Below are 26325 nucleotides of genomic sequence, written 5' to 3' on the forward strand. Positions count from 1 at the left end.
AGCTATGGCTAAATTAAAGCGGTTTAGCGAGGTTAATACCGTTACTTGCTCGTATTTTATGCGAATTAAACCCACCTTGTCATTTTATCTATTTATCAATATTGCGCCGCCATCATAGTTAATGGCGGCAAGCTTTTGCTTCTCATCTAGAATTTTTTCATCGTTAATCTATAGTTATCTATAGCCAGTCATTTGACTGCTTTGCTATTACACCACCCACGGGGTATCGGAAAGGGTATTGAAGTAAAAGGAGTTTACTATGGTGACAGAAACTGAAGCTTATTCATCGCTCATTAATTATCTCTCTGACAACTTAGCTTTGTTTAGCCAGTCTAGCGCTAATGCAACGGTAGATACTCCGACCGTGATGGCTATTTTCGAAGATCAATTAGCCGTACAAATCATTCAAGTGTGTGGCCAAAACCCGCAGCTGCGTGCCGCCGATCGTAATCAAATTATTAAAGAAGTTGATGCTGTGATGTTTGACTTAGAAGAAGTGTTAGGCGCTGTGAGTCAGCGACCTGTGACCTCAGAACAATTGACGTTTATTAATGAATTAACTGGCTTAATGAAAAACATCTTTGATATAACAATTAATGACATAGTCAGTAAATATTCACAGGCAGGTTAAGAGGTGCAGAGCATATGCTAACGACAATTTCAGGGTTTGATCATGATGTTATTGCTTATCAAGTCAATCAGCAGCTCACTCATGTGGATATGAGTGAGACTATGATCCCAGCCATTGAGCGCTTATTGCAAGATCATGCAAGCGTACGTTTATGGCTTGAGTTTGGTCATGATTTTACGGGTTTTAGCCTTAAAGCCTTATGGAGTGAGACTTGCTTTAGCTTGCTGCATCTTGATGATTTTTCCAAAATTGTAATCCTAGCGGATACCAAAGAAATGAATGCTGGGATTATTAGTTTATGGACTATTAGCAGTTGTCCTTTTAAAGTGTTCGCCTTGAGTCAATCTGAACAGGCTAGAGGGTGGTTTACCCAAGTAGCCTAATTAGCGAGAGGATCATCATGAGACGTTTGTTTGTACTCATTATTGTTTTATTTTCTACCCAAGTTTTTGCTTATTCCAAACCTGTCCTTGGACCATCAGAAGTGTTTCACATCGGCGATTCGTCGTTGCCTTTTACTGCGCGCATTGATACTGGCGCGTCGAATTCATCACTCCATGCCGTTAATCTTAACGTTGTTGGCGGCGCTGCTGACAATAAACAGCAAGACATAGGTAAGCTTATTCGTTTTACTACGGCGGATAATCACGGCCAGTCCGTTGAGTTAACCGCTAAAATTGTCGATATAGCCACGGTCAAAAATGCCCAAGGAACAGAAAGCCGCTACATGGTGGCATTGCCTGTCGGCTTTGGTCGTGACATCCGCACTGTCAATGTCAATCTTAGGGATCGCAGCCATATGGATTATAAGCTCTTGATTGGTCGCAATTGGGTTAAGGGTCACTATTTAGTCGATGTGGATGAGAAGCCCGTCATTGGCGCTAAAGCAAACATCTCAGTACTGGAGTCAGATCTCGTGTATCAGGCGCGCATTGATACTGGCGCGGTAGAAACGTCTTTGCATGCGACCAATATTCACATAGCGGCAGAAGATACTAAGGATATGCGAAATAACATAGACAAGGAAATTCGCTTCACCACCTGTAATGAAGCGGGGCAAGAGGCTGTAGTGACCACCAAAATCGTGGATACCTCGTTAATTCGTAACTCCCAAGGCACAGAAGTGCGCTACATGGTGGACTTGAGCCTAGGGGAGCCAGGGCTTGAGTACAAAGTACGAGTGAACCTAAGAGACCGAACTAAGATGAGCCAAAAGCTCCTTATCGGTCGCAATTGGCTCTCTGGGCATTATGTGGTCGATGTTGAGCGCCATAAGTGAGGCTCAGTGCCTAAGTTATTTACTCAATAGCGGCAGCGTTAACTGAGCTTAACTGCCAAGGTGATGATGGCTGTCATTTCACCTTGGTCATCCAATACTGGGATTTTACACATTTGAAAATGAATGATTTCTCCTAAGATGGTGAGTTGCAAGTGGTAGCGCACCATAGCTAGGCTGTCTCTGGCCCGTAAATCTTGTCTATCTTCAATCTGCGCGATTTTTTCTGGGAATATTGCTTGGTTGGTTAATCCCACGAATGCTTGCGATTCTTGCTCTAGTAACTGGCATATCCCCGCATTCAAAGCAATATGTTTACCGCTTAAGTCTTTCACTGAATACAGTAATTCATTTGATGCCATCAGGGCATTATGATAGGTGCAGCCGCGCATATAATGGGCTTGCAGTTGCTGGTGGACGGCCAATTCCTCTTCTAATGCCGCTTGGCTCGCCTCAAGACTGGCAATGGCTTTATCCAGCTGCTGAGTTTGACCGACTAAAGCGCGCGCCAAGGTGCCTAATTCATCGGGGCGATTACCGCTTATTTCTAATTGCTCATGGCGGTTATTGGTTAACGCATTAACCAGTAATCGTAGTGGCACCACTAAGACTTTATTGAGCGCCACAAACAGAGAGATCAGCGCAATAATCTGAATGAGGATTAAATAAATACCTACTTGATCAACAATATGCCGCGCACTGCCGGCAAGTAGCAAATTTGGGGTAAAGGTGATGACTTGCCAATAGGTATTAGGCATCAACAGAATGCTGACACTGCTCTTATCATTAAATAAAGGGTCATCTTGCTCAAATTGCACTAAAGGCAGAGAGCTTGGCGCCGTTGCGTTTAAATGCCACGCCAAGCGATGACTTAGTATTTGCCTTTGTTCAGCAGGAAAATGCTTAAAGGTTTTGTCGAATAATGCTTGATCATTGCGCGGGATAGTGGCGGCCATTAAACGAGTATGCACGTGGTTAATGCGATTTAATAATGACTGATATTGTGGCAAGGCCTGACTGAGCTCAGTCAGATTGGTGGCTTGCTTAGCTAATTCAGTTAATCCCAACGGTTTTGCGAGTATATGTTGAAAATTATCAGTGATTAACACATAGCCAGATTGATGCTTAAGCTGCTGATTAAGGTATTTAGACAGTCCTTGTAAACTTAAATCAACGCTGGCGACTCCAAGTAACTGATGATGTGACCAAATAGGTGCGCTCGCGGTCACCATAGGCTCTAAGGTATGAGGGTCAAGGTAAGACTGTGACCAATAGACCTTGCCTCTTGGCAGCAAACTGGCGGCTAAATACCAAGGCTCTTGGCGATAATCTTTAGCATTTTTCTGATTATAATCATTATTTATTAGGAGTTTATTGGCGCTGTTACGCGCAAAAAACAAACTGTTATTATTTTCACTGCGTTGTGCAGGCCAAATACCGCCGCCCACGATTAAGGTTTGCTGACTTTCCATCGATAGCAACGCGGGAACAGAAATCGCTAAGGTTTGCGGCTGCTGTTGATAAATTTCAGCCGTGGTCGCCATCATTTGCACTAAGGCTGAAATTTGAAAGGTGACAGAATTGAGTTCACTGACGACTAGGTGCCCAAGTTGCAGGTTTTGGCGTTCCAGTTGGTTGTTCTGATTATTTTGGGCAATGCCAAGCAGCACCCATAGTGTGGTTGCAATAATAAAAAGGGCTACCAAGGCTTGAATGGCCGTGAGTTTTACCGCGATATTTTGTTGCCAAAAACGTTTAAAAGATTGATGGGGCATGGTCATGGGATTCCTTCCTTTGCCATATCGAATCATAATTTGTAGTCAATTAGCAAGTCATCCTCTTGTGTTAGTGATTTTTGTGAGTTTTTAGTCTGCACCATAGGCGGTTATTGGCCGCCAATCCCTGTGGCACTAATGTAGCGCTTGTAAGGATTTTGTTCTAACGATTCAAGTCTCTTGAGTGAGTTAAGGTCAATTTTTAAGGCGAGCACGGCTTAGTCATTATCGATTGTGGTTAACTTAAGTTAAATAGCTTCTTTTAAGGGAGTTTTTCACGCTTAAGACCTGATATACCCTAGTCAAATAGGCGCTCGTGTCGTAAACTTTGTCTCTTTTTATCTGTTATTGTGTTGCGTTTACCATGATGGCGACACGCTATGAGCATGTCTAGCTGCTCGCAGATAATGGATAGCACTTTAACCGTGTGTACTCGTCTTTGGACAGTGCAACTGATAACAACGCAGTGGAAGAGAAGATGCAGCAGTTAACCGAGATCGTAGAACAGGCTATCGCCACGATCGACGCCACCAATGACCTTAAGGCATTGGATGAAATTCGCGTCGATTATCTAGGTAAGAAAGGCAAAATTACCGACATGATGAAGCTCATGGGCACCTTGAGCGCAGAAGAGAAGCCTCTGTTCGGTCAAAAAGTCAACTTGGCGAAGCAGCAAGTCCAGCAGGCATTAAGCCAAAAGTTAGAGAGTTTAAAATCGGCTGAGTTAGAAACTAAATTAGCCGCTGAACTCATCGATGTTACCTTGCCAGGTCGTACCTTAGTCAATGGTGGATTACACCCAGTGACTCGTACGATTGAACGCATTGAAAGCTTTTTCGGTGAGTTAGGCTTTAGCGTTAAGCAAGGCCCAGAAATCGAAGATGATTTTCATAACTTCGACGCCTTGAATATTTCAGAGCATCACCCAGCGCGCGCTGATCACGACACTTTCTACTTTAATCCTAAGTTGATGTTGCGTACGCAAACATCGGGCGTGCAAATTCGCACCATGGAAAATGAGCAGCCACCACTGCGTATCATTTCTCCTGGCCGCGTTTATCGTAACGATTACGATATGACTCACACCCCAATGTTCCACCAAGTTGAAGGCTTGTTGGTTGATGAACATGTGAACTTTGCTGAACTGAAAGGCATTCTTCACGATTTTCTGCGTAACTTCTTCGAGCAAGATTTAGAAGTACGTTTCCGTCCATCTTACTTCCCATTCACTGAGCCTTCGGCAGAAGTGGATGTTAAAGGTCAGAATGGTTGGTTAGAAGTATTAGGTTGCGGCATGGTGCACCCTAATGTTTTACGAAGTGTAGGCATTGACCCTGAAAAATATTCTGGGTTTGCATTTGGTATGGGCGTTGAGCGTTTAGCCATGTTGCGTTATGGCGTAAACGATTTACGTGCCTTCTTTGAAAATGACCTGCGTTTCCTGAAACAGTTTAAATAAGCGGAGCAATACTCAATGAAATTTAGCGAATCTTGGCTTCGTGAATGGGTGAATCCTGCGATTAGTCGTGACGAATTATCCCATCAAATTACTATGGCTGGTCTTGAGGTTGATGGTATCGACCCAGTAGCTGCAGATTTTAGCGGTGTAGTCATAGGTGAAGTGGTTGAATGCGCTCAGCATCCTGATGCTGATAAATTACGCGTTACCAAAGTTAATGTCGGCGGCGATGAATTATTAGACATAGTCTGTGGCGCCGCTAACTGTCGTCTTGGCCTTCGCGTAGTTGTGGCTATGGTTGGCGCAGTATTACCTGGCGATTTCAAAATTAAGAAAGCCAAACTGCGTGGCCAACCGTCACACGGCATGCTGTGCTCTTTTGGTGAGTTAGGTATTAACATCGAAAGCGATGGTATTATCGAATTGCCACAAGATGCGCCACTTGGCACTGATGTGCGTGATTATCTGCACTTAAACGATGCGATTATCGAAGTGGATTTAACTGCTAACCGCGCCGATTGCTTAGGCATGGCAGGTTTAGCCCGTGAAGTTGCCGTATTAAATCGTATTGAAGCGATTGAACCTAAGTGGGATAGCGTAGTTGCCAGCACAGATGTTGCTGTTAACGTCAATGTGGCTGAGCCACAAGCGTGTCCGCGTTACTTAGCTCGCGTTATCAACAACATCAATGTAAAAGCGGTCACGCCATTATGGATGCAGGAAAAACTGCGTCGCAGCGGTATTCGCAGCATAGATCCTATCGTTGATATCACTAACTTTGTTCTGGTTGAGTTCGGCCAGCCAATGCACGCTTTTGATTTCGCTAAGCTTGACGGTGACATTAATGTTCGTCTTGGCAATGGTGAAGAGCGCCTGACCTTATTAGATGGCAGTGAAATCACGGTTCCTAACGATACCTTAGTGATTTGTGATAGCCAAAAGCCAGTGGCACTTGCCGGTGTGTTTGGCGGTCAAGACACTGGTGTGAGCGACACGACGACGGATATCGTGCTGGAATGCGCTTTCTTCGCGCCTCTAGCCATCATGGGTAAATCGCGTCGTTTAGGCTTACATACGGATTCTTCACATCGCTTTGAACGTGGTGTTGACCCTGAACTGCAACACAAGGCCATGGACAGAGCAAGCCGCTTAATCCTTGATATTTGTGGCGGTGAAGCCGGTCCCGTGGTTGAAGTCGTTAATGAACAATTCTTACCTAAGCCAGTTACCTTATTGTTGCGTCGCAGCAAGTTAGACAAGGTGTTAGGTCATGTGATTGCTGATGCCGATGTTACCACTATCTTAACCATGCTGGGCTTTACTGTGAATCAGCAGGGCAGCGATTGGTCGGTGACGACTGCGACTTATCGTTTTGATATGGCAATTGAAGAAGATTTAATCGAAGAAGTTGCACGTATCTACGGTTACAACAATATCCCGAACATTGCCCCTGTTGCTGCGCTGCGCATGACAGATCACAATGAAGCCGATATTAGCTTACGTAAAGTTCGTGGTGTATTAACGGCGCGCGGTTATCAAGAAGCCATTACTTATAGCTTCGTTGATCCAAAGCAGCAGAATATTCTGCACCCGAATGAAGCTGCCATGACACTGCCAAATCCAATATCAGTGGAAATGTCAGCCATGCGCCTGTCAATGTTCACTGGATTATTAGGCGCAGTCGGTTATAACCAAGCTCGCCAGCAATCACGTGTGCGCTTGTTTGAAACGGGTTTACGCTTTGTTCCTGATGAAACTGCCGAATCCGGTGTTCGCCAGCAAGCCATGTTAGGCGCTGTCATCACTGGTACTTTGGCCGATGAACATTGGGACATGGCTACCAAAGCAGTTGATTTCTTCGACATTAAAGGTGACTTAGAAGCCATTATCGGCTTGACAGCCGCTGATTCAGAATTTACGTTTAAAAAAGCGTCACACAGCGCACTGCACCCAGGGCAATGTGCTGAAATTCTGAGGAATGATCAAGTGATCGGCGTAATAGGTGCCGTGCATCCTAGCCATGAAAAGGCTTTTGGCCTGAATGGTAAGACCTTAGTGTTTGAGGTGCAGTTAGACGCCTTATTACATGCTAATTTGCCGCTAGCTCAGGCTGTATCTAAGTTTCCTGCTAACCGTCGTGATATAGCTCTCGTAGTTGATGAAGCTGTCTGCGCCGGCGATGTAGTAAAAATGATAAGAAAAGTTGGCGAAAATCAGTTGGTTGGAATAAACTTGTTTGACGTATACCGAGGTAAGGGTGTTGAGCCAGGCAAAAAGAGCTTAGCTATCGCACTTATCTTACAAGACAACGCTCGTACACTTGAAGAGAAAGAGATCGCCGAAATGGTAGATTCTGTTGTTTCTGCGCTCAAGACCGAGTTCAACGCATCGTTGAGGGATTAAAGTATGGCACTTACCAAAGCCGAAATGGCAGAACATCTTTTCGAAACTCTTGGCATGAATAAGAGAGTGGCGAAAGAGATGGTTGAGTCGTTTTTCGAGGAAATCCGTGGTGCTCTCGAAAATGGTGAACAGGTCAAGTTATCCGGCTTTGGCAACTTTGACCTCAGGGAAAAGAATGAAAGACCGGGACGGAACCCGAAAACTGGTGAAGATATCCCAATTTCTGCTCGCAGAGTGGTGACTTTCCGTCCAGGCCAAAAATTAAAAAGCCGTGTAGAACTTTCTGATATTCAGAAATCTAAATAATCTAGAAAAGCCACTGTTTCAGTGGCTTTTTTTTTGTCCTTTGTTTAGTATTGAACGCTCCTTTTCGTATGACATTTTGTCTGACACTCTTCATCCCATGACTTCAGAAAATTCCACGAGTAAGTATTTTGACCGCCGGTTTGACTGGGCCTTATTGCATCCTAAATTGTGGCCGACTTGGCTTGCTATCTTTGTAATGGGCGTATTGGCTTACATTCCAGCCTGTGTGCGCGATACATTAGCCAGCTTCATTGCTCGCGGTGTCTATCGGTTTGCCGGTAAACCCATAGCGATAGCCAAAGCCAACATTCATTGCTGTTTTCCGGATAAAACCTCTGAGCAAGTAGATGAATTAGTACGCGAAAACGTGCGCCATTTTGTAATGATTTTAATGGGGCAGGCTGAATTGCTGGTTCGCTCTAAAAATCATATTCGCCGCCGCGTTGCTCTTGAAGGCTTTGCGCATGTACAGGCCGCGCGCGCAGAAGGCAAAAGTATTATCTTTATCATGCCACATGTGTGGGGTATAGATTATGCGGGTCTGCGCTTAAACATGGATTTACCAGCCTTGGTGACTATGGCTAAAGCCCACCGCAATCCATTATTCAACTGGTTTAATAATCGCACTCGCAGTCGTTTAGGCGGCAACGTCTATATGCGAGAGGCGGGTATTCGCGCCTTATTAAGTGAGTTAAAGCAGGGCAATAGCTTCTTTTATTTACCCGATGAAGATTTAGGCCCTAAAAACAGTGTTTTTGCTCCATTTTTTGCAACCACTAAGGCTACCTTACCCGTCGTTGGGCGTTTAGCCAGTGCTGGCAATGCCAAAGTGTTACCAATTAAGATTGGTTATGATGATAAGGCTCATCAATTTAAATTAACTGTGATGCCTGCCATTAGTGAAGAGTCGATGGCGGGTAAAGAGCAAGAAGCGCTCGCCTTAAATCATGCCGTGGAAGCTGTAATTTCAGCGTTTCCAGAACAATACATGTGGTTTTTGAAGATTTTAAAAACTCGCCCAGAAGGGCAAGACAGTATTTATCCATAAGCTAATTATGTGACAGACACAAAAAAGGGCATTTGTTAGCAAGTGCCCTTTGTCATTTCTAGCGGTTTATTATTAAGAACTGTGTCTTATTACGCTGGCCAGAACTGAGCCACTATGATGAGGCTTCCCGCTAAAATAGCCAAGGCTAAGCATAGCTTGCCACCTTGCACTTGGTATTGACCATGTGGACTTGCTTGTTTGCGTTTAACTAGCACCATAGCCACAGGCAAGTAGATAGCTAAAATTACCAGTGCAACGGCGGCGTAGCCTAAGGCTAAGATAAAGCCTTGCGGGTAAAAAATCGCAAAGACTAATGGTGGCACAAAGGTCACTACACTTGCGGTAATGCGACGGCTTTTAAGCATGTCTTGCACAAAATCAAACAGACCTAAACTGACCCCTAGGAAGGAGGTGGCCAATGCGAGCTCTGCAAATAAATTCACAGCGTTACTCATAAACGGGTGTGACACTAAGGTTGATAATTGCAGCAGCATAGCGCTTAAGCCTGGGTTTGCCAGTAAGCTTGCTTGACTTAAGGTACCTTGGCTTGCCAGTAACCATAAACAATAAATGATTAGCGGAATGGCAGAACCAATTAAAATAACGCGCTTTAGCGCTGAGGTATCTTTACCTAAGTAACGCACCACAGATGGAATAGAACCATGAAAACCAAACGAGGTGAAAATAATAGGTAAGGCGCTAATTAATAATCCTTGTGATACTGGCGCTGCAGCTAAATGACTGACATCAACCTTTGGTAGTAAGATAAAAAACATTAACACTAATGCCAGCATTTTTACCGCAAACAAGCAGCGATTAACCCAATCAACAGTGCGAGTGCCGACAGTCACTAAGCCTGCCACTAAGGCGGTAAACACTAATGCTACCCAAGGTGATGCTATGTCAGTCTCAAATAAGCTAGATACCCGCTGACTTAACTGCTCTGAGCCGCCAGCTATGTAAGCTGAGCATAAGGCGTAGAATAAAAACAGCATGGCAAAGGTCGCTACCCATTGACCTTTTTTACCTAAATAGTGATGTGCTAAGCCATGTAAGCTGACTTGTTTTGGGGCATCTTGATGAACTTCAATCATCAGTAAGGCGGTATAGCTCATGAGCAGCCAAAAAAAGATCATTAAGCTGATGGCTAAGCTAAAGCCAAGGCCTGCGGCCGCAAGAGGTAAGGCAAGCATGCCCGCACCAATAGTGGTGCCCGCGATAATTAAAATACTGCCGAATTGGGTGGAGGTTTTCATTGTGTATCCGAATTCATAAAGTAAAAAAATGATCCGGAAGGTTGAGTTTATCTTACACTGCCGCTGCCGAACCAGGGAGGTTGGCCACAATGGCAAGCGTGTTATTCGCTATCTACGCCACTGTGGCAACAGATAGTAATAATAAGAAAAGCTCAGAAGCATGAAGGATTTACCTTTTTTGAAATGAGCCATCACCCTATGGATTGGTTGCAGCATTGTCAATCATTGTGAGTTTACAGGCGTAAAACTGTGAACTCACGCAGATTATTTGGCCCAAAGATAACATTAGCTAGGTTACATCAGTGGCTAGGATTTTATGCTTGTACTCTTCATTAAGGCTGGTAGCTGGAGTTCAACCTTGAGCCCAGGATGATTATCTTGCAGCTTAATATGACCAGAATGCAATTGAGTAATGGCTTTGACTAACGATAAGCCTAGCCCTAAGCCAGAATCAGTGCGGCTCTTATCGAGGCGATACAATCGCTCAAACACCCGGCTGCGTTGGGATTCTTCAATGCCAGGGCCATTGTCTGCGACACTCACCACTATGCAGTCATTGCTGTGTTGATTATGCCTGTCATGATGACCATTGGCACTGCGCGCGCTGGTTTTCGCGGCGCAGTGAATGACAATCTCACTGCCGGATGGACAGTAGCGAATGGCGTTTTCAACTAAGTTGGCAAAGAGTTGCAATAGTAATTCTTTATCGCCTAATACTTGGCAAGCATCGCTGGACGCATGGTAATGAAACTTAATGTTATCGTCATCAGCAACATCTTGATAAATATCAGTTAACGTCTCTAAAATTGCGGACACTGATACTGGACTAAAACGGCTGCGGCGCGCACCAGACTCAATTTGCGATATGCGTAGTAACGCATCAAAAGTGGCGCTGATGCGCTGCGATTCATCGATGGCTTTATGCAGCGCTGGCAGTGAATGTTCGCCATGGCCCTCAGGCATTAACTGCTCAATGGTTTGTAATTGATACTGTAAGCGACTAATCGGCGTTTTAAGTTCATGAGCTATGTTGGCAGAAATATCTGTCATGGCATCCACTGTGGCTTGTAATCTTGACAACATCATATCGACTGTGGCGCTAATGCGTGCCAAATCATCACTTTGATATTTAACCCCAGTGCGGGCACTTAAATCCCCTTCGGCGGCGGTTAGTAACACATGTTCAATAGTTTTGATGCGTAGTTGACTGCGCCGACTGATCACTATGATTATCGCAACCATACACAAGGTAATAATAAATCCTATGATCCCAAAGCCAGTGGCAAGGACAGTTAGCATATCATCACTGTCGATAATTTCATCGCCATCTAAGTAGGTTTGCTGACCGCTAGCCAGCATTTGTATGCTTTGGCGGGTAATGTCATCTTCCATGTCGTCTAATTTGTAATCGACGAAATAGTAGCTCAGCACTGTCATTAGCAACATGCTGGCGATGAATATGCAGATAAATATCAGCCCTTGTTGTATAGCGCTACTGCGCAGCCACAACGGCGCGTAGTGGCCAAAGCGACTTTTAAACCAGCGCGATAATCCGGGCTTCATTGCGCTAAACCTTGATTAGAACCCTGATTAGTACTGGGTTTAGCCTCTTGCATTTTGGGATTAAAATACAACTTATAACCAGCGCCTCTTACTGTTAATAAAATGCTGTCATTAAAGGGTTTTTCAAGTTTGTTGCGCAGACGACTAATGTGGGTTTCCACCACACTGGTTTGAGGATCAAAATGAATATCCCACACATGCTCTAACAGCATAGTGCGAGTGATCACCTTGCCAGGATGGCGCATAAATAACTCTAAAATGCGATATTCTTTGGGTTGCAAGTCCAGCGCTTGGCCTTGGCGGGTGACGCTATGCTCGGTGAGATCCATATTAAGATCGCCGTATTGCAACAGGTTTGAGCGCATTTGTGGCGTGCCAGAGCGTCGTGTTAATGCTGATATGCGCGCTAATAGCTCCGAAAAAGCGAAAGGCTTTGTTAAGTAATCATCGGCGCCAGCTTCTAATCCTTCCACTCTATCATCGACGCCGCCCAGTGCCGTTAGAAATAACACTGGCAAGTTAACTTGGGCTGCGCGCAGGGATTTTACTAGTGATAAGCCGTCAAGGCCTGGCAGCATTCTATCGACAATAGCGACATCAAAAGACTGACTTAAGATCATCGCTAAGGCGTGTCTGCCATTATCTAGTACTTCTACTTGATGGCCAGCTTGTTGTAACCCTTGCTCAACAAATTGACAAATGCTTGGGTCATCTTCAACCAATATTATATGCATAACAATATCTTGCTTAAATTAAGGTGCTTATCATAGCACGGGGGAATGGGGAGTCGTTTGCTGGTCTGTATCATTGGTTTGACCGCCAGCGAGCCATTCAATCAGGCTCATCATTAGACCTGCAAGCATACTGGCGCCTAAAGTCATTATGCCGGTCACGAACATGGCCAAAATAATGCTTAGGCTCATTAACGATTTTAAGGTAAATAACAGGGTGGCTTTCATAAGAACCTCTTAGCTGCGCGATTGCTAGGCTTAGTTTTAGTATTGAGCGGCGAGTAATATGAGGCTAACGCTAAAACCAAAGCATGAGTTATAACTCAAGCCTGAGCTTGTGATCGTCAGCATTTAGCATATCGATTTCAAGGATGAGTGCCGTCGGCGTTTGCTCAAATTCGATGTTATAAACAGTCGCGCCATAGTGTTGTTCAACCTTAGCTATCACATCAATTAATGGGGTGAATCTGCCTTGTAAAATGGCGACACTCATTAGTATGTCTTCACTATCTATACCATGGTCAATAAATATCGGGTCACTGATTTTGCCTGTGTTTGGGTCAACGAAGCGATCAATCTGCTCGCCTTTGGTCGTTAATAACGTGACTTCATAGCGACTGCCGGTGAAATACTTATCAAATTCAGCATCGATGGCGATGGCCTCGGTGGCCTTTTCGGCGATGATAATGGCTTGGGTTAAGCTTACTTTGGCCGAGTTTAAGTCATGGTAATTAAAATGGCGAGTTGTAGCCGCTGCGCTCAGACTGACAAGGCTTAGCAGCAATAGGCTGATAGCCATAGGGGTTTTAGTCATCATTATTTTATCTTGTAATAAGGCATGGCATTTTTATACCCCATAATAACGGCTGCAGTTGTCGTTGAGCTTGCCGTAACATTACATTTTTGTAAGGTAAATATTCATTTTAAATTTAGATTTTAGCCTTACACTGCCTTCAATTTATCTTTCTGAGTATGGTTATGAAAAAATCGAGTTGGTTAGTTGGCGTCTGTGTTTCATCGGTATTAATGGGCTGCGGCTTCGTGGGTGAATCTGATAAGGCGCAGCTTGAGCAAGCGTGGCTGATGCAACATAAAGATATTCAGCAAGCGTTAGAGTCGATTCGCACCCAAGGCTTAGATGTCGTTGCTAAAACATCGGCCGCGGGTAGTGTTAGCGCTTGTGTGGCTGACGCGCTAACTAAATCACCTGTGGGCGCCCTTGCCAGTGTCGAAGGGGCTTTGGCCGATCCTGCCGCTATTACCACTTTACTTAATAATTTAGAAAAGACACTCGATGGCGATGTGAGTCTTGAGTCTTTATCTGGTCTGTGGGAGCAAGGCGCGGACGTGGCCAAGTATGTGAAAGATTTAGTGTCCAAGTTTGGCCTTGATCAAGCCATGGCGCAGTTGCAGCAAATGCAAGAGGCGAGCGCGAAACTGGCAGACACTGACTTAGCGAGCCATTTCCAAGGCTTGCTGCTCGAGTGCGAAAAAACGGCTAATTAAGCCGAGTGTTGGCAAACTCAGTTTTAGGGCTTAACCCTAAAGGCTAGATAAAAAAGCATCGCTTGAGCGATGCTTTTTTTGTCAGTGCTAATGTGCCAGAGCACTAATTTATCTGAGTGTTAATTAGCGAATGGCGTCTGGGCTTTTCACTTGGCGGTTAGCGCCCACCACCATCATTTCACATTTAGGGCAATCAAATACCAGTTTCAATACGTCTTTGCCAATTTCTAAAATCAAAGGTTCAGCTTTGATGCCAGGCACTTCTTTCGGGCACAAATTGAAGTTAAAGCGTAAGCAATGCTTAGTGATCATTAATGGCACTTCTTCGGTTACACCATTTTTCTCATAAGTATCTTGAATTTCAATCACGCCATGGCGCTGATAAAAATCTTTAGCGGCTTGGTTAGCCACGTTGCCTAAGTAACTCAAATGCTTAGTCGGGTAGACGGCATCTTGATTATGGGTCCAAGGCAAAGGTCTTTGATAACCTGTCACTCGCGCTTGCTCTAAGGCGCTGATGGCATCTCGGCGCAGGCCATTTAACTGGGACGCTGGTAAAAACCAAGGCTGCGATACGGCTAAAGTGATTTGCTGGGCTTCAAAATCGGTAGCGCCTAATTTTGCCAGTTGACTGCGAATCTTATCTAACGCTGTGTTATCCCGCGCCGGCGTTTTGTCCGTTACTAATTCGCTATAACCTCTAAAACCATAACTATCGGTAATGGTTAAGCTTATGCCTGCATCTGTATCTGCCAATACCATGTCGACTCCGATAATGCGTTTGGCTGATTCTTTAGACAGCAGCATTTCAAAGGCTTGGTTATGGTTGCGATATAAAGTCATGCCGACTTTTAAATCGTGTGGCACTTGCATGACATACAAAGTATGGCCATCGGCACGGTTAACTCGTAAGCCTTGCAACTTATCGTCAGATTGCTTGGCCTTGGCATAGTTAGCCGGGAAATAGCATAAGCCATCGCCGTTATTAAACTCATGGCTTGATTGCACTTTGATAAAGTCTTTACCTAAGCCAATCACTTTACCGACATCTTGACCTATGTACTTAGGAGAGCGGAAGTCACTGACGCCTTGGCTGCGTTCATGCACAAAATAATCCGTGCCGCCGCGGTTAAAGGTCTTTTCCGGATCTGGCGTAAAGCTATGCTCGACTCGGCCATGAGAGGCCGCTTGCAGTTCAGGCCTTTTGGCGATAATGGCATCAAGTGCTTGACGATAATGGGCGGTGACGTTTTTCACATAGCTTAAATCTTTAAGGCGGCCTTCAATTTTAAACGAGCGAATACCTGCATCGATTAAGGCTTCAAGGTTAGCGGTTTGGTTATTATCTTTTAATGACAATAAGTGCTCGTTCTCAGCAAACACATCGCCTTGACGGTTTTTCAAATTAGCTGGCAAACGGCACATTTGCGAGCATTCACCGCGGTTAGCACTGCGGTTACTAAAGGCGTGACTTAAATTACATAAGCCGCTGTAAGCCACACATAATGCACCATGAATAAAAAACTCTAAGCGCATATTGCTGATGGCTGCCACATCGCGAATTTGACTTAACCCTAGTTCGCGGGCTAATACCACTTGCGAAAAGCCTACCTGCTCTAAAAAGGCCACTTTTTCTGGGCTACGGTTATCCATCTGGGTACTGGCATGTAAGGCGAGCGGCGGTAAGTTCAGCTGTAAAATACCCATGTCTTGAACAATCAAGGCATCAGCGCCGGCTTCATAGAGTTCCCAAATTAGCTTTTCAACACCCGCTAACTCGTTATCCATGATAATGGTATTTAAGGCCACAAAGACTTGGGCATTATAGCGGTGGGCAAATTCACATAGACGGGCAATATCGGCCACGCTATTACCGGCAGTGGCGCGGGCACCAAAGGCTGGGCCACCAATATACACAGCATCAGCCCCATGGCGAATGGCTTCAATGCCAAAATCGGCATTTTTGGCCGGCGCTAACAGCTCCAAATGGTTGGAAAGGGTAGGCTTAGGTTCAGGGGTATAAATTTCAGCTTGGCTCATGGCTCGCGCACTCAAATTGTCGGTACAAATAAAAAGTGCGCTAGTATACCAAATTTGTGAGCCATGCCATCCTTGGTCAGCAAATTTACTGCTAATAACTATCTTTGATGCCTGTCATATAAGCGCTGCTGCACATCATAAATGGATAAGTTTTGATCTTCGAGCAGCACCATTAAGTGAAACATCAGGTCGGCGGCTTCATTGATAAGCTCTTCTTTATCATGAGTTGCTGCCGCCAGTGCGGTTTCCAAGCCTTCTTCACCGACTTTTTGCGCCATGCGCTTAGTGCCACTGGCAAATAATGATGCTGTGTAGCTAGCGGCCGCTATCTTGTCTGGCTCATTAAGACCTTGCTGCTTATCATCATTAAATTGCTGGTGACGGCCTTGAATAAGCTCAGATAATTGATTGATAAAGGGCTTGTTCCAGTGTGAATGCCAGCAAGTTGTGGCCCCTGTGTGGCAGGTTGGCCCCATAGGTTTGGCCATAATCAGTAAGCTGTCATTATCGCAATCGGCGCTGATACTAATAGCTTGTAAGAAATTGCTCGACGTTTCGCCTTTGCACCACAATTGCTGACGTGAGCGGCTATAAAAAGTCACCTTAGCGTTGTCTATGGTTAAGGCTAAGGCTTCGCGATTGACATAAGCCTGCATTAATACTTCGCCTGTGATCACATCTTGCACTATGGCAGGTAGTAGGCCATCGCCTTTGGCAAAATCCAGCTGTTCTAACAGCTTATCGGCATAGAGCACTGTGCTTAGTTGTGTTTCTAATGAGCTTGAATTCATAACATTGTCCTAATTTGGCCGATCCTTTGATGACATTCATAATCTTGAGCCACACTCTTGAGCTAGCTCAGCCTCACGGCAATATCTTGCTCACTTAAGTAGCGCTTTAATGCCTGAATATTAATGATTTGCTGATGAAATACGCTAGCGGCCAGCGCGGCATCGACCTTAGCTTGTATAAATACTTCTGCAAAATGGGCCATGGAGCCTGCGCCACCCGAGGCGATTAAGGGCACGTCACACACAGAACGTATATGAGCTAACTGCTTAATATCATAGCCTTGGCGTACGCCGTCTTGATTCATCACATTTAAGACAATTTCGCCGCAGCCAAGAGCTTGCACTTGTTCCACCCAGTCTTGGGTAAACCAATCGGTTTGCTTCACTGTGCTGCTATCACCAGTAAATTGTTTTACATGGTAACTGCCGCTGTTATCGTCATAAAAAGAGTCAATGCCAATCACTATGCATTGGCGCCCAAATTCATCACATAAGCGGGATATTAGGCTTGGGTCTGCTAATGCGGGGGAGTTAATGGAAATTTTATCGGCGCCATGGGCGAGCATAGTGCGTGCTTGGCATAAGGTGCTAATGCCGCCCGCCACACTAAAGGGAATATTGATGCGCTCAGCAATGCGCTCAACCCAAGAGGTGTCAACTAAGGCGCCGCGAGTACTGGCGGTTATATCGTAAAACACCAGTTCATCCGCGCCTTCATCGGCGTAGCGCGCCGCTAAGGGCACTATGTCGCCGACAACTAAATGATCGCGAAATTGCACGCCTTTCACGACTTTACCGTCTCGAACGTCGAGACACGGAACTATGCGTTTGGCCAACATGCGATTGCCTCCTTTACACTAAAGCGCTCTTCTAACAAGGCTTTACCGACAATAATGCCGGCAGCGCCGCTGTTACGCATCGCCTCAATATCATCAAGGCCGGCAACTCCGCCTGAGCCTTGCCAGTGAACGCTGGGATAATGCTCAGCTAATTCTTGATACAAGCTAACATTTGGGCCCGTCATAGTGCCATCGCGACTAATATCTGTGACCAGTGCATGGCTTAATCCGTGGCTTAAAAACTCAGCCATTAAGGATTCAAGGGCGATACCCGCATCTTGCTGCCAACCTGCTACGGCTAAGGATTTTTTGCCATCAATAATATTGATATCTAAGGCAAGGCAAATGGCATGGCTGCCATAAGTATCGAGCCACTGACACACAAGTTTGGGTTGCTGCACGGCTAATGAGCCAATCACCACCCGAGCGCTACCGCATTCTAGTAAGGTATGTAAGTCTTGCTCACAGCGCACGCCGCCGCCCACTTGTACTTGGCAATTGAGTTGACTGACAAGTGAGGCAAGGAGCGTGCTTTGACGATTGTCAGGATGTTTGGCACCATCTAAATCCACCAGATGTAACCACTTAGCGCCTTGGGCTTGATAAGACAAGAGTTGACTTAAGGGGTCGATAGTAAACGCCGTGGCTTGCTGATAATCCCCTTGAAAGAGACGCACTACTTGCCCATTAATTAAATCGATGGCAGGAATTATCATCAGTTCATCTCCATAAAGTTGCGTAGGATTTGCTCGCCAACCAAGGCGCTTTTTTCGGGGTGAAATTGCACGCCCATAAAATTATCGCGACCAATGGCTGCGCTAAACTCTTGGCCATAATGACAAGTGGCTAAGGTGAAGTTTGATTGCGGCGCGGCAAAGCTATGAACAAAATACACAAAACTGCCGCTGGCTACTCCTCGAAACAGCGGATGCGAGCTTACGCTTAATTGATTCCAGCCCATGTGAGGTACAGGTAAGTTATCGGCCTGTAGCGGATTAATCTTGGTGGGGATTATGCCTAAACAGGCAACGTCGCCTTCACTGGAAAACTCAGTTAATAACTGCATGCCAAGACAAATGCCTAAGAGGGGTTGCTTAAGCTCAGTGATGAGTTGACACAAATCCTTGGCCTGTAATTGGCGCATGGCGGCTGTGGCTGACCCAACCCCTGGCAATATGACTCTGGTGGCGGCGCGAATTGTGTTGATATCGCAACTTACAATTAACTGGCGTGATTGCTTGGTAGCCCCTGTCGCAAATGCTGGGGTAAACTCTTTAGTAAATTCTGCAGCAAGTACGCGCTCGCAGGCAAATTTCACTGAGTTTAAATTAGCGCAGCCAGTATCGATAATGACAGTAGTATCTATTATTTCAGAGCTATCTATCATGTCAGTGCTAGCAATTATGCCTGTGTTAGCAATTATGTGAGTGGCGCAGCGATTGCTGTCAGTATCTGTACTCATGGTCATAAGCATCCTTTGCTTGATGGCAATTGCTTACCATCAACCTTAATGGCTTGACGTAAGGCGCGCCCTAAGGCTTTAAACATGGCTTCGACTCTGTGATGATCATTGTCCGCCTCGGCGCTTACATGCACGTTGGCGCGCAGGCCATCGGCAAATGAGCGGAAAAAGTGCGGGATCATCTCAGTTGCCAGTCCGCCGACGTGCTCCCCCTTAAAGCTGGCATCACAGCGACTGTAAGGCCTGCCCGATAAGTCTAATAAGCATTCACCGCGCGCTTCATCCATAGGTAAGCTAAAGCCAAAGCGGCCAATGCCGAGTTTATTGCCTAAGGCTTGGCGGATGGCATCGCCTAATGCGAGCGCGGTATCTTCTATGCTGTGGTGATCATCTATGTGTAAGTCACCTTTGACTGTGACGGTTAGGCTGATGTTGGCGTGGGTTGCGATTTGATCGAGCATGTGATCAAAAAAACCTATGCCTGTGCTAATGACTTTGGTGCCAGGGTTATCTAAATCTAGCTCCACTAGAATATCGGTTTCAGACGTAGTGCGGCGCACGCAAGCTTGTCTTGATTGATTCAATAATTCGTTAACTATTTGTCGCCAGCTGCATGTTTCCCGCTGGTATTGAATGCCGCGCACTCCCATGGCTTGGGCTAATTGCATATCAGTCACGCGATCGCCAATCACGGCCGAGCGGGTAAAATCAACTTTGCCTTGGGTTAAATAGTCTCTGACCAACCCAAGTTTAGGTTTGCGGCAACTGCAATTGTCGCTATCCAAGTGCGGACAAATCAGTACTTGTTGAAACTTAACCCCTTGAGACTCGAACACTTGCATCATTAAATTATGGGGTAAGTCAAAATCCGCTTGGGGGAAGGAGTGGCTGCCTAAACCATCTTGGTTAGATACCATCACAAGACCAAAGCCTGCGGCTTGCAATTGCAACAAGGCAGTGATGGCATCTTTTTCAAAGGCTAATTTAGAGGCGCTATCGACTTGCTTGTCGGTAACTGGCTCTTCGATAAGGGTGCCATCACGGTCGATAAAGAGTAGGGCGCGTGCTTGGTTCATGAGTTCACCTTGTTCTTGTTTTGGTTGTCATTAGCATTGGCGAGGTTGGCATTGATGGCATCTAATGCCTTGATGACGCGTTCAATATCAGCACTATGGCTCACACTAAAACGTATGGTTTGGGTTAGGCGCGGATGCTTATACTGGCGCGCTACTATGCCGTATTGCTGCAATATTGCTGTGACTAATGAAAGTGACGACAGGGTTGCGAGCACAAAATTACCTTGGCCAGGATGCACAGCGCTGACAGCAAGGCACTCGGTTAACGCGGTGGCTAATCTTTGTCTTTGTTGATTGAGGCTTTGCACTTGAGTGCGCATTTGCATTAGGCCGTCAGGCGTTAACGCCGCTTGCGCTAATAAGGCCACCGGCAGTGGCACAGGATAGGGCGCTATGATGCGCATCATCATGGTTAATATCGCAGGATCGGCTAAACAAAAACCGCAGCGCGCCCCAGCTAAGGCAAAGGCTTTGGACAAGGTGCGCAAAATTACCAGATTGGGATACTGCTCCAGTAAATCTATGACAGACTCGCTGGCACTAAATTCGATATAAGCCTCATCAATGACCACTAGGCTGGTGGGCAGCGCTTTTACTAGTGACTCAATGGTGGCGCGGCTGTGCAGATTACCCGTAGGATTGTTGGGGTGACAAATAAACACTAATTTGCAGTCTTGCATAGTGCTGGCCGCTGTCACTGGCAATGACCAATCCTCATTAAGCGAGGTATCTACTACCGCGACATTATGGCTAGCGGCGCTAATAGCATACATGCCATAGGTCGGACTAAAGATGCCAATACTGTCTTGCCCACTAATGCAAAACGTGCGAATTAATAACTCTATGGCTTCATCGGCGCCGCGGCAGGTTAATACTTGTTCGGGCGCAAGCTTGGCATAGCTGGCATAGGCCGCAATCAAGGCCGGTGGCTGGCACTCGGGGTAGCGATTGATGCCGACTATGTCACTATTATTAAACGGCGATTCGTTGGCATTGAGCCAAATTTCCCCGGCGCCGCCTAAGCGGCGCGCGCTTTCGTACACTTGAAAGTCTAATAATTCTGGGCGGCATAATTGCTGCGCTAACACTTGGGCATTACTCATCATTAGTCAGCTCCTTAAGACGGACTTTGATTGCGTTAGCATGGCCATCGAGTAATTCAGCATTTGCAAGGGCAATTACGTGGGGGCCTAAGCTTTTAAGCCCCGCGCTGCTAACCCTTTGTACGGTAAAGCGGCGACTAAAATCTGCAAGCGATAAGCTTGAAACGCTGCGGCTATAGCCATAGGTGGGTAATACATGGTTAGTGCCACTGGCATAATCGCCCACAGATTCCGGAGTATAAGCCCCCACAAAAATGGAGCCGGCGCCGCGTACCTTAGTAAGCACAGCCTCATTATCTTGAGTTTGAATGATTAAATGTTCAGGCCCATAGCGATTCGATATAGTCACGGCTTCATTCATGTCTGCGCATAAAATCATGCGACTATTGCTTAAGGCAGCGCTTGCTATATCGCAGCGTGATAACCGCGGTAATTGCCCCTTGATGGCGCACTGCACTTGCTCAAGTAACTCGCGGCTATCACTCACTAACAAGACTTGTGAGTCACTGCCATGCTCGGCTTGGCTCAGTAAATCTGCTGCAATAAAGGTAGGGTTGGCCGCGCCATCAGCAATCACTAACACTTCCGATGGTCCCGCTGGCATATCAATACTAATGGCCACACGTTTTGATTGGGCGACTCGCTGTTTAGCTTCTGTCACATAGCTATTGCCCGGGCCAAATATCTTATCAACTGGGACTATGGTTTCTGTGCCAAAGGCGAGAGCCGCTATGGCCTGGGCGCCCCCTACTTGATAAATCTCAGTAATATCGCATTGACAGGCGGCATAAATAATAGCTTCGCTAATGGGCGCTGGGCTTACCAGTACGCGGCGGCGACATCCGGCAATGGCCGCGGGAATGGCTAGCATCATAACAGTGCTGATTAATGGCGCTGTGCCGCCTGGCACATATAAGCCCACGCTTTCAATGGCCTCGGTTCTCAGTTCACAATTAACCCCAGGGCGAGTTGCTAGCGCAATGGGTTCCAATTGCTGCGCTGAATGAAACTTAACTATGTTGGCTATGGCATAATCTATGGCGGCTTTGAGCTCAAGGCTTAGGTTGTTACCAGCCTCTTGCCAAGCATTTGCTGGTAACTTCAGCGGCGCGTCTGTGTTATCAAACTTAAGGGTTAATTGGCGAAGGGCGGCGTCGCCATCGTTTGCCACTAATTGCAAAATCTCGCTAACGCTGCGCGTAACTTCATCGCTGCCAATCTGCTCGGCGCGTTGCAAACTGGCGTGTTGCTGCGCCTTATCAAGGCGGCACCATTCCACTATTGTCATTGCTTGGTTCATGCTTGGTGGTTTTATTGACTGCATCATCATTTACCCCAGCATCTTTTCAATGGGTAGCACTAAGATGGAACTCGCGCCTAAGGCGGAGAGTTGCTCCATAGTGTCCCAAAATAAATCTTCACTGCTGACCACATGAATCGCGACTTTGCTGCCATCATCATTGAGCGGCAATATGGTGGGATTTTCTGCGCCTGGCAGTAGGGCAACTATGTCACTGATACTGGCCTTAGGGGCGTGCAGCATTATGTATTTACTTTCGCGGGCGCGGATAACGCCATGAATGCGTGATAGTAAGGTGTTGATTAAGTTTTGTTTGCTGGCTTGCTCAAGACTATCTTGAGTGTTAATGCTGGACTGAATAAGGCAAGCCATGGAGCGATAAATCACCTCCTGCTCGACTAAGCCATTGGCTTCTAACGTCGCCCCAGTTGATACCAGATCGCAAATGGCATCGGCAAGGCCTGCGCGCGGGGCAACTTCAACTGAGCCTTTGAGTAAACAATCTTTGTAACTCACGCCTTGCTCTTTCATAAAGCGGCGCAATAAATTGGGATAAGAGGTGGCTAATCGTAAACCTTGTAGTGATTCAATTCCTTGATAGGGGAACTCTTTAGGCAATGCTAGAGCTAAACGGCAACGGCCAAAATCTAGTTGTTTAAGTTTTTGGTATTCTGCGGGTTTGCCTATTAACTGCCGGTCTAATTGCTCTTCTTCTAAAACGTTTTCACCTATGATGCCTAAATCCACCACGCCATCCATGATAAGTCCCGGGATGTCATCATCTCTTACTCGCAGAATATCTATGGGCATGTTATCGGCGTGGGCAATCAGGCGCTGTTCATTGATGGTAAATTTAACCCCACATGACTTGAGCAAGGCTTGGGAATCTTTGGCTAAACGGCCAGATTTTTGAATGGCTATTCGTAATCGCGTTTCTTTGTTCATGATCGTACCTGTACTTTAGTTAGGGTTGATCAGGGACTTAAAACAAAAAACCCCTGAAATTCCTTCCAGGGGTATGAGCTGAGAGCTGGCCGCCAGAAGGATAGAGTCCTTCGGCAGTGAGCGTCCGAAGGCTACCGCTTATGGTGATGATGGAGAGTGTTTACTAATGTCAGCAGCATAGGTTTATCTCGCTCGGTAGTTAGGATGAAACAATTGCTTGATTTTTAAACTAGCGACAATCCAACACTTTAGCAAGCATCTTTTTTAATGCGTGAGTTTTATTCATCAAGATGCTGACTTGAATGCTGGTCGATAACAGGCATAATGCTTGCCAATCTCTAGACTTGGCGTTTGTGCCACTATCGTTAAGGTGTCCATTTGCGCCAATCTCTTGTTGAACATACTGCCAAGGTGTTTGTGAATGGCGGCCCGCTTAGCCAGCATATTCGCAATTATGAGTGCCGGCCGCAGCAGCAAATCATGGCGCAAGCTGTGGCGAAATGTTTATCTAAAGGTAAGCATTTACTGATAGAAGCAGGCACAGGTGTGGGTAAAACCTACAGTTATTTAGCGCCGATTTTACTCAGTGGCCAGCGGGTGATTATTAGTACTGGCACTAAGAATCTACAAGAGCAACTGGTCGCTAAAGATTTACCTGCCTTAACCCAAATGCTTGGGTTGCCGCTGGATGTAGCGCTATTAAAAGGTCGCGGCAATTATTTGTGCCAGTGGCAATTAATGGAGCAATTACAAGCATCTAGCTCACTTGACGCGCAAGTGCTTGATGATTTACTGCGAATTCATCAATGGCAAGCAAGCAGTCTTGACGGTGATTTAGATAGTTTGCAGTGGGTTTCTGAGCACAGTAAAGCGCGGGACCTAGTGCGCAGCCGCGCTGATGGCTGCCAAGGCCAGCGCTGCGATTACTATCAAGCCTGTTTTACCCGCAAAGCCCGCGCTAAGGCGTGTGAGGCCAAGCTTGTGGTCGTCAATCATCATTTGCTACTCGCTGAACATAAACAAGTGCACTCTGACGTTGAACCTTGGCTGCCACATGTTGATGCCATAGTGCTGGATGAAGCCCATCAGTTACCCGATTTATTGGCGCGCCACTTTGCGCGCACGTTTTCCATGGTTAAGTGCCAGCAGCTATTAAACCAATTGGCGTATCTAGGTCAAACGCAGTTAAGTGATACCCGCGCTTTAACCACTTGCGTGCACGCCGCGGCCTTAAGTTTAGCGGCGTGGCAACAATTACTGATTGAGCATTATGCTAACGGCAATAGTGTTAACTGGCGCCATTATTTAGCGAGTCGCGCCATTTGTACGCAGATGGGGCAATTGCAGCAGCAATTAGTCCAACTCACTGAATTATTAACCGCGCTGTTAGTGAATTTCCCCGAGCTTGACGCTTATGTCATTGGCCTTGATGAATTGTGTCTTGATCTTAACACCTTTATTGAAACTGATGATTCCACCTCGGCGTATGTGGTCGATGGTTTGTCTGGGGCGGCTTATGCCGCTGGATTGGCAACATCTAATAACGCCGCCAAAATCAGCTTGCACCAAATCCCGTGGCAATTAGGCCATCAATTTCAGCAACTCTTGACTGAGCAATATGGGGCGGATTGCCGCCTTATCATGACATCGGCCACTTTGCAGATGCATGGCTCGCTCCAAACGTTTGCATCCACCTTAGGTTTTACTGGCAAATATGCCAATCAAGTTGAGCAAGTGGTACTCGATAGTCCATTTGATTATGAGCGCCAAGCCTTATTGTGCGTGCCAAGGCAGCTTTATGATGTCCGCCATCAACAATCAGCGGCGCAGTTAATCAGTATTTGTCAGCAAGCTATTAGTGCTGCCGATGGCCGCACTTTTGTGCTCTTTACCTCGCATGCCATGTTAAATCAGGTGGCGGCGCGCTTGCCAAGTCTTGTGAGTCAACCGGTATTAATTCAATGGCAGGGCCGTAAATCGGCTTTGCTGGATAAATTTAGGCAGTTGGGCAATGCGGTATTGCTAGGGAGTTTTAGTTTTTGGGAAGGGGTGGATGTTAAAGGGCGGCAACTAAGCTGCGTGATTATTGATAAATTACCTTTTACGCCGCCAGATGATCCTTTGCTCGCCATGAAGTCCTTGCAATTACAGTTGCAAGGGCAAGATCCCTTTACTCACTTGGCCGTGCCTTTGGCGGCGATGAAACTAAAGCAAGGGGTGGGGCGCCTGATTCGCGACAGTCGCGATCAGGGGGCGTTGATCTTATGTGACCATCGCATAGTCAATCGCCCTTATGGCGGAGCCTTACTTGCCGCGCTGCCGCCCATGCGGCGCACTCGTGATTTACAGCAAGCCTTAGATTTTTTGCAGAAGATCTAACTTTCTTGCAGCAATCTAACCTGATAGTTAATAGCAGCGAGTCTTTGGCGGCGTTTGAGATGCAAAAAGTTGTGTGATATTTATTTTTAGATTTTTTTAGAAATATTTATCGCTTTAATACGACTTGCTAGTAGTTGTTTGTGTTGAAATAGTTAATTGTCGTGGCAGTTAGTTCTAATGGTGGCGAAACGTTTTTTTTAGATCTCAGTGGCCATCTTGGTGTGATCTCGCGCACTTGTTACATGCTGGTATGGAGATGATAATGGCGTCCTCTGAAGGTGTTCATCCACCTCCCTGCAAGCCGCATCATGGATTGATATGGTATTATTGGTGTTAAGTTAAACCATTTTTTAGGCGACCTTGTGTCGCCATTTTTTTGTTTAGCGCTTGGCGAATAGCACTGAACTAATCACACCTCACTAATCAAAGTGAGCTA

At 46.1% G+C, this 26325-nt stretch carries 24 protein-coding genes; 9 read left to right on the forward strand and 15 right to left on the reverse strand.

What is annotated here, in order from left to right:
- Positions 1–259: 259 nt before the first annotated feature.
- Genes AC1HDP_RS02865 through AC1HDP_RS02875 form a run of 3 tightly spaced genes read left to right on the forward strand, consistent with a single transcriptional unit; the run spans position 260 to position 1910 of the window.
- Positions 260–631 (forward strand): DUF3802 family protein, encoded by a 372-nt coding sequence (locus AC1HDP_RS02865; protein ID WP_479637594.1) that lies wholly within the window; start codon positions 260–262, stop codon positions 629–631.
- Between the two features lie 14 nt (positions 632–645).
- Positions 646–1014, forward strand: a complete 369-nt coding sequence (locus AC1HDP_RS02870; protein ID WP_479637595.1) for a SpoIIAA family protein — start codon at positions 646–648, stop codon at positions 1012–1014.
- Between the two features lie 17 nt (positions 1015–1031).
- On the forward strand, positions 1032–1910 hold the full coding sequence (locus AC1HDP_RS02875) for a putative ATP-dependent zinc protease (protein ID WP_479637596.1): 879 nt from the start codon (positions 1032–1034) through the stop codon (positions 1908–1910).
- Positions 1911–1948: 38 nt separating this feature from the next.
- Here AC1HDP_RS02875 and AC1HDP_RS02880 read toward each other — a convergent pair whose 3' ends face one another.
- Complete coding sequence (locus tag AC1HDP_RS02880; protein ID WP_479637597.1) at positions 1949–3688, reverse strand: PDC sensor domain-containing protein; 1740 nt, start codon at positions 3686–3688, stop codon at positions 1949–1951.
- Positions 3689–4160: 472 nt separating this feature from the next.
- On the opposite strand from AC1HDP_RS02880, the gene pheS reads away from it, so the two are divergent.
- The 4 genes from pheS to lpxM all read left to right on the forward strand — a co-directional run bounded on the left by pheS (position 4161) and on the right by lpxM (position 8898).
- Positions 4161–5141 carry a phenylalanine--tRNA ligase subunit alpha gene (gene pheS, locus AC1HDP_RS02885; RefSeq protein ID WP_140932384.1) on the forward strand — a complete coding sequence of 327 codons (981 nt, stop codon included), beginning with the start codon at positions 4161–4163 and terminating at the stop codon, positions 5139–5141.
- Between the two features lie 15 nt (positions 5142–5156).
- Positions 5157–7544, forward strand: coding sequence for a phenylalanine--tRNA ligase subunit beta (gene pheT / locus AC1HDP_RS02890; RefSeq protein ID WP_479637598.1), 2388 nt, complete (start codon positions 5157–5159; stop codon positions 7542–7544).
- A 3-nt stretch (positions 7545–7547) separates the two neighbouring features.
- Complete coding sequence (locus AC1HDP_RS02895) at positions 7548–7850, forward strand: integration host factor subunit alpha (protein ID WP_140932386.1); 303 nt, start codon at positions 7548–7550, stop codon at positions 7848–7850.
- A gap of 97 nt (positions 7851–7947) precedes the next feature.
- Positions 7948–8898 carry a lauroyl-Kdo(2)-lipid IV(A) myristoyltransferase gene (gene lpxM / locus AC1HDP_RS02900; protein ID WP_479639809.1) on the forward strand — a complete coding sequence of 317 codons (951 nt, stop codon included), beginning with the start codon at positions 7948–7950 and terminating at the stop codon, positions 8896–8898.
- 89 nt (positions 8899–8987) lie between these two features.
- Here the strand turns inward: lpxM and AC1HDP_RS02905 are convergent, their stop codons facing one another.
- The 5 genes from AC1HDP_RS02905 to AC1HDP_RS02925 all read right to left on the reverse strand — a co-directional run bounded on the left by AC1HDP_RS02905 (position 8988) and on the right by AC1HDP_RS02925 (position 13265).
- A complete protein-coding gene (locus AC1HDP_RS02905) occupies positions 8988–10154 on the reverse strand; it encodes an aromatic amino acid transport family protein (RefSeq protein WP_479637599.1) in 1167 nt (388 codons plus the stop codon).
- A gap of 306 nt (positions 10155–10460) precedes the next feature.
- Positions 10461–11717, reverse strand: a complete 1257-nt coding sequence (locus AC1HDP_RS02910; protein WP_479637600.1) for a sensor histidine kinase — start codon at positions 11715–11717, stop codon at positions 10461–10463.
- Entirely contained in the window at positions 11714–12451 is a 738-nt protein-coding gene (locus AC1HDP_RS02915; RefSeq protein WP_479637601.1) for a response regulator transcription factor, read from the reverse strand. The genes AC1HDP_RS02910 and AC1HDP_RS02915 overlap by 4 nt, the downstream gene beginning before the upstream one ends.
- A gap of 30 nt (positions 12452–12481) precedes the next feature.
- Complete coding sequence (locus AC1HDP_RS02920) at positions 12482–12676, reverse strand: hypothetical protein (RefSeq protein ID WP_479637602.1); 195 nt, start codon at positions 12674–12676, stop codon at positions 12482–12484.
- A gap of 88 nt (positions 12677–12764) precedes the next feature.
- A complete protein-coding gene (locus tag AC1HDP_RS02925) occupies positions 12765–13265 on the reverse strand; it encodes a PepSY domain-containing protein (RefSeq protein ID WP_479637603.1) in 501 nt (166 codons plus the stop codon).
- A 161-nt stretch (positions 13266–13426) separates the two neighbouring features.
- On the opposite strand from AC1HDP_RS02925, the gene AC1HDP_RS02930 reads away from it, so the two are divergent.
- Complete coding sequence (locus AC1HDP_RS02930) at positions 13427–13954, forward strand: hypothetical protein (protein ID WP_479637604.1); 528 nt, start codon at positions 13427–13429, stop codon at positions 13952–13954.
- 123 nt (positions 13955–14077) lie between these two features.
- Here the strand turns inward: AC1HDP_RS02930 and AC1HDP_RS02935 are convergent, their stop codons facing one another.
- From AC1HDP_RS02935 to hisG, 9 genes are all read right to left on the reverse strand, one after another.
- A complete protein-coding gene (locus AC1HDP_RS02935; RefSeq protein ID WP_479637605.1) occupies positions 14078–15994 on the reverse strand; it encodes a peptidase U32 family protein in 1917 nt (638 codons plus the stop codon).
- Positions 15995–16092: 98 nt separating this feature from the next.
- Positions 16093–16785 (reverse strand): bifunctional phosphoribosyl-AMP cyclohydrolase/phosphoribosyl-ATP diphosphatase HisIE, encoded by a 693-nt coding sequence (hisIE, locus tag AC1HDP_RS02940; RefSeq protein WP_479637606.1) that lies wholly within the window; start codon positions 16783–16785, stop codon positions 16093–16095.
- Between the two features lie 62 nt (positions 16786–16847).
- A complete protein-coding gene (hisF, locus tag AC1HDP_RS02945) occupies positions 16848–17624 on the reverse strand; it encodes an imidazole glycerol phosphate synthase subunit HisF (protein ID WP_479637607.1) in 777 nt (258 codons plus the stop codon).
- A complete protein-coding gene (hisA, locus tag AC1HDP_RS02950) occupies positions 17606–18340 on the reverse strand; it encodes a 1-(5-phosphoribosyl)-5-[(5-phosphoribosylamino)methylideneamino]imidazole-4-carboxamide isomerase (RefSeq protein ID WP_479637608.1) in 735 nt (244 codons plus the stop codon). The genes hisF and hisA overlap by 19 nt, the downstream gene beginning before the upstream one ends.
- Entirely contained in the window at positions 18340–19011 is a 672-nt protein-coding gene (gene hisH / locus AC1HDP_RS02955; RefSeq protein WP_479639810.1) for an imidazole glycerol phosphate synthase subunit HisH, read from the reverse strand. Before hisH ends, hisA begins: the two co-directional genes overlap by 1 nt.
- Before the next feature lie 77 nt (positions 19012–19088).
- Positions 19089–20162 carry a bifunctional histidinol-phosphatase/imidazoleglycerol-phosphate dehydratase HisB gene (hisB, locus tag AC1HDP_RS02960; protein ID WP_479637609.1) on the reverse strand — a complete coding sequence of 358 codons (1074 nt, stop codon included), beginning with the start codon at positions 20160–20162 and terminating at the stop codon, positions 19089–19091.
- Entirely contained in the window at positions 20159–21268 is a 1110-nt protein-coding gene (gene hisC, locus AC1HDP_RS02965) for a histidinol-phosphate transaminase (protein WP_479637610.1), read from the reverse strand. Before hisC ends, hisB begins: the two co-directional genes overlap by 4 nt.
- Positions 21258–22553, reverse strand: coding sequence for a histidinol dehydrogenase (hisD, locus tag AC1HDP_RS02970; protein WP_479637611.1), 1296 nt, complete (start codon positions 22551–22553; stop codon positions 21258–21260). Before hisD ends, hisC begins: the two co-directional genes overlap by 11 nt.
- Before the next feature lie 42 nt (positions 22554–22595).
- Entirely contained in the window at positions 22596–23510 is a 915-nt protein-coding gene (gene hisG / locus AC1HDP_RS02975; protein ID WP_479637612.1) for an ATP phosphoribosyltransferase, read from the reverse strand.
- A 378-nt stretch (positions 23511–23888) separates the two neighbouring features.
- Between hisG and AC1HDP_RS02980 the strand changes: the two genes are divergently transcribed.
- Positions 23889–25889: an ATP-dependent DNA helicase gene (locus AC1HDP_RS02980; protein ID WP_479637613.1), complete on the forward strand. Its 2001-nt coding sequence runs from the start codon at positions 23889–23891 to the stop codon at positions 25887–25889.
- Positions 25890–26325: the final 436 nt, after the last annotated feature.

This window comes from Shewanella sp. ISS20 (assembly GCF_056522965.1).

What these genes read in the sequence shown, in the direction of transcription:
- AC1HDP_RS02865 (WP_479637594.1), top strand. Translation starts at nt 260, where the DNA reads ATGGTGACAGAAACTGAAGCTTATTCATCGCTCATTAATTATCTCTCT.
- AC1HDP_RS02870 (WP_479637595.1), top strand. Translation starts at nt 646, where the DNA reads ATGCTAACGACAATTTCAGGGTTTGATCATGATGTTATTGCTTATCAA.
- AC1HDP_RS02875 (WP_479637596.1), top strand. Translation starts at nt 1,032, where the DNA reads ATGAGACGTTTGTTTGTACTCATTATTGTTTTATTTTCTACCCAAGTT.
- AC1HDP_RS02880 (WP_479637597.1), bottom strand. Translation starts at nt 3,688, where the DNA reads ATGACCATGCCCCATCAATCTTTTAAACGTTTTTGGCAACAAAATATC.
- pheS (WP_140932384.1), top strand. Translation starts at nt 4,161, where the DNA reads ATGCAGCAGTTAACCGAGATCGTAGAACAGGCTATCGCCACGATCGAC.
- pheT (WP_479637598.1), top strand. Translation starts at nt 5,157, where the DNA reads ATGAAATTTAGCGAATCTTGGCTTCGTGAATGGGTGAATCCTGCGATT.
- AC1HDP_RS02895 (WP_140932386.1), top strand. Translation starts at nt 7,548, where the DNA reads ATGGCACTTACCAAAGCCGAAATGGCAGAACATCTTTTCGAAACTCTT.
- lpxM (WP_479639809.1), top strand. Translation starts at nt 7,948, where the DNA reads ATGACTTCAGAAAATTCCACGAGTAAGTATTTTGACCGCCGGTTTGAC.
- AC1HDP_RS02905 (WP_479637599.1), bottom strand. Translation starts at nt 10,154, where the DNA reads ATGAAAACCTCCACCCAATTCGGCAGTATTTTAATTATCGCGGGCACC.
- AC1HDP_RS02910 (WP_479637600.1), bottom strand. Translation starts at nt 11,717, where the DNA reads ATGAAGCCCGGATTATCGCGCTGGTTTAAAAGTCGCTTTGGCCACTAC.
- AC1HDP_RS02915 (WP_479637601.1), bottom strand. Translation starts at nt 12,451, where the DNA reads ATGCATATAATATTGGTTGAAGATGACCCAAGCATTTGTCAATTTGTT.
- AC1HDP_RS02920 (WP_479637602.1), bottom strand. Translation starts at nt 12,676, where the DNA reads ATGAAAGCCACCCTGTTATTTACCTTAAAATCGTTAATGAGCCTAAGC.
- AC1HDP_RS02925 (WP_479637603.1), bottom strand. Translation starts at nt 13,265, where the DNA reads ATGATGACTAAAACCCCTATGGCTATCAGCCTATTGCTGCTAAGCCTT.
- AC1HDP_RS02930 (WP_479637604.1), top strand. Translation starts at nt 13,427, where the DNA reads ATGAAAAAATCGAGTTGGTTAGTTGGCGTCTGTGTTTCATCGGTATTA.
- AC1HDP_RS02935 (WP_479637605.1), bottom strand. Translation starts at nt 15,994, where the DNA reads ATGAGCCAAGCTGAAATTTATACCCCTGAACCTAAGCCTACCCTTTCC.
- hisIE (WP_479637606.1), bottom strand. Translation starts at nt 16,785, where the DNA reads ATGAATTCAAGCTCATTAGAAACACAACTAAGCACAGTGCTCTATGCC.
- hisF (WP_479637607.1), bottom strand. Translation starts at nt 17,624, where the DNA reads ATGTTGGCCAAACGCATAGTTCCGTGTCTCGACGTTCGAGACGGTAAA.
- hisA (WP_479637608.1), bottom strand. Translation starts at nt 18,340, where the DNA reads ATGATAATTCCTGCCATCGATTTAATTAATGGGCAAGTAGTGCGTCTC.
- hisH (WP_479639810.1), bottom strand. Translation starts at nt 19,011, where the DNA reads ATGATAGATAGCTCTGAAATAATAGATACTACTGTCATTATCGATACT.
- hisB (WP_479637609.1), bottom strand. Translation starts at nt 20,162, where the DNA reads ATGAACCAAGCACGCGCCCTACTCTTTATCGACCGTGATGGCACCCTT.
- hisC (WP_479637610.1), bottom strand. Translation starts at nt 21,268, where the DNA reads ATGATGAGTAATGCCCAAGTGTTAGCGCAGCAATTATGCCGCCCAGAA.
- hisD (WP_479637611.1), bottom strand. Translation starts at nt 22,553, where the DNA reads ATGACAATAGTGGAATGGTGCCGCCTTGATAAGGCGCAGCAACACGCC.
- hisG (WP_479637612.1), bottom strand. Translation starts at nt 23,510, where the DNA reads ATGAACAAAGAAACGCGATTACGAATAGCCATTCAAAAATCTGGCCGT.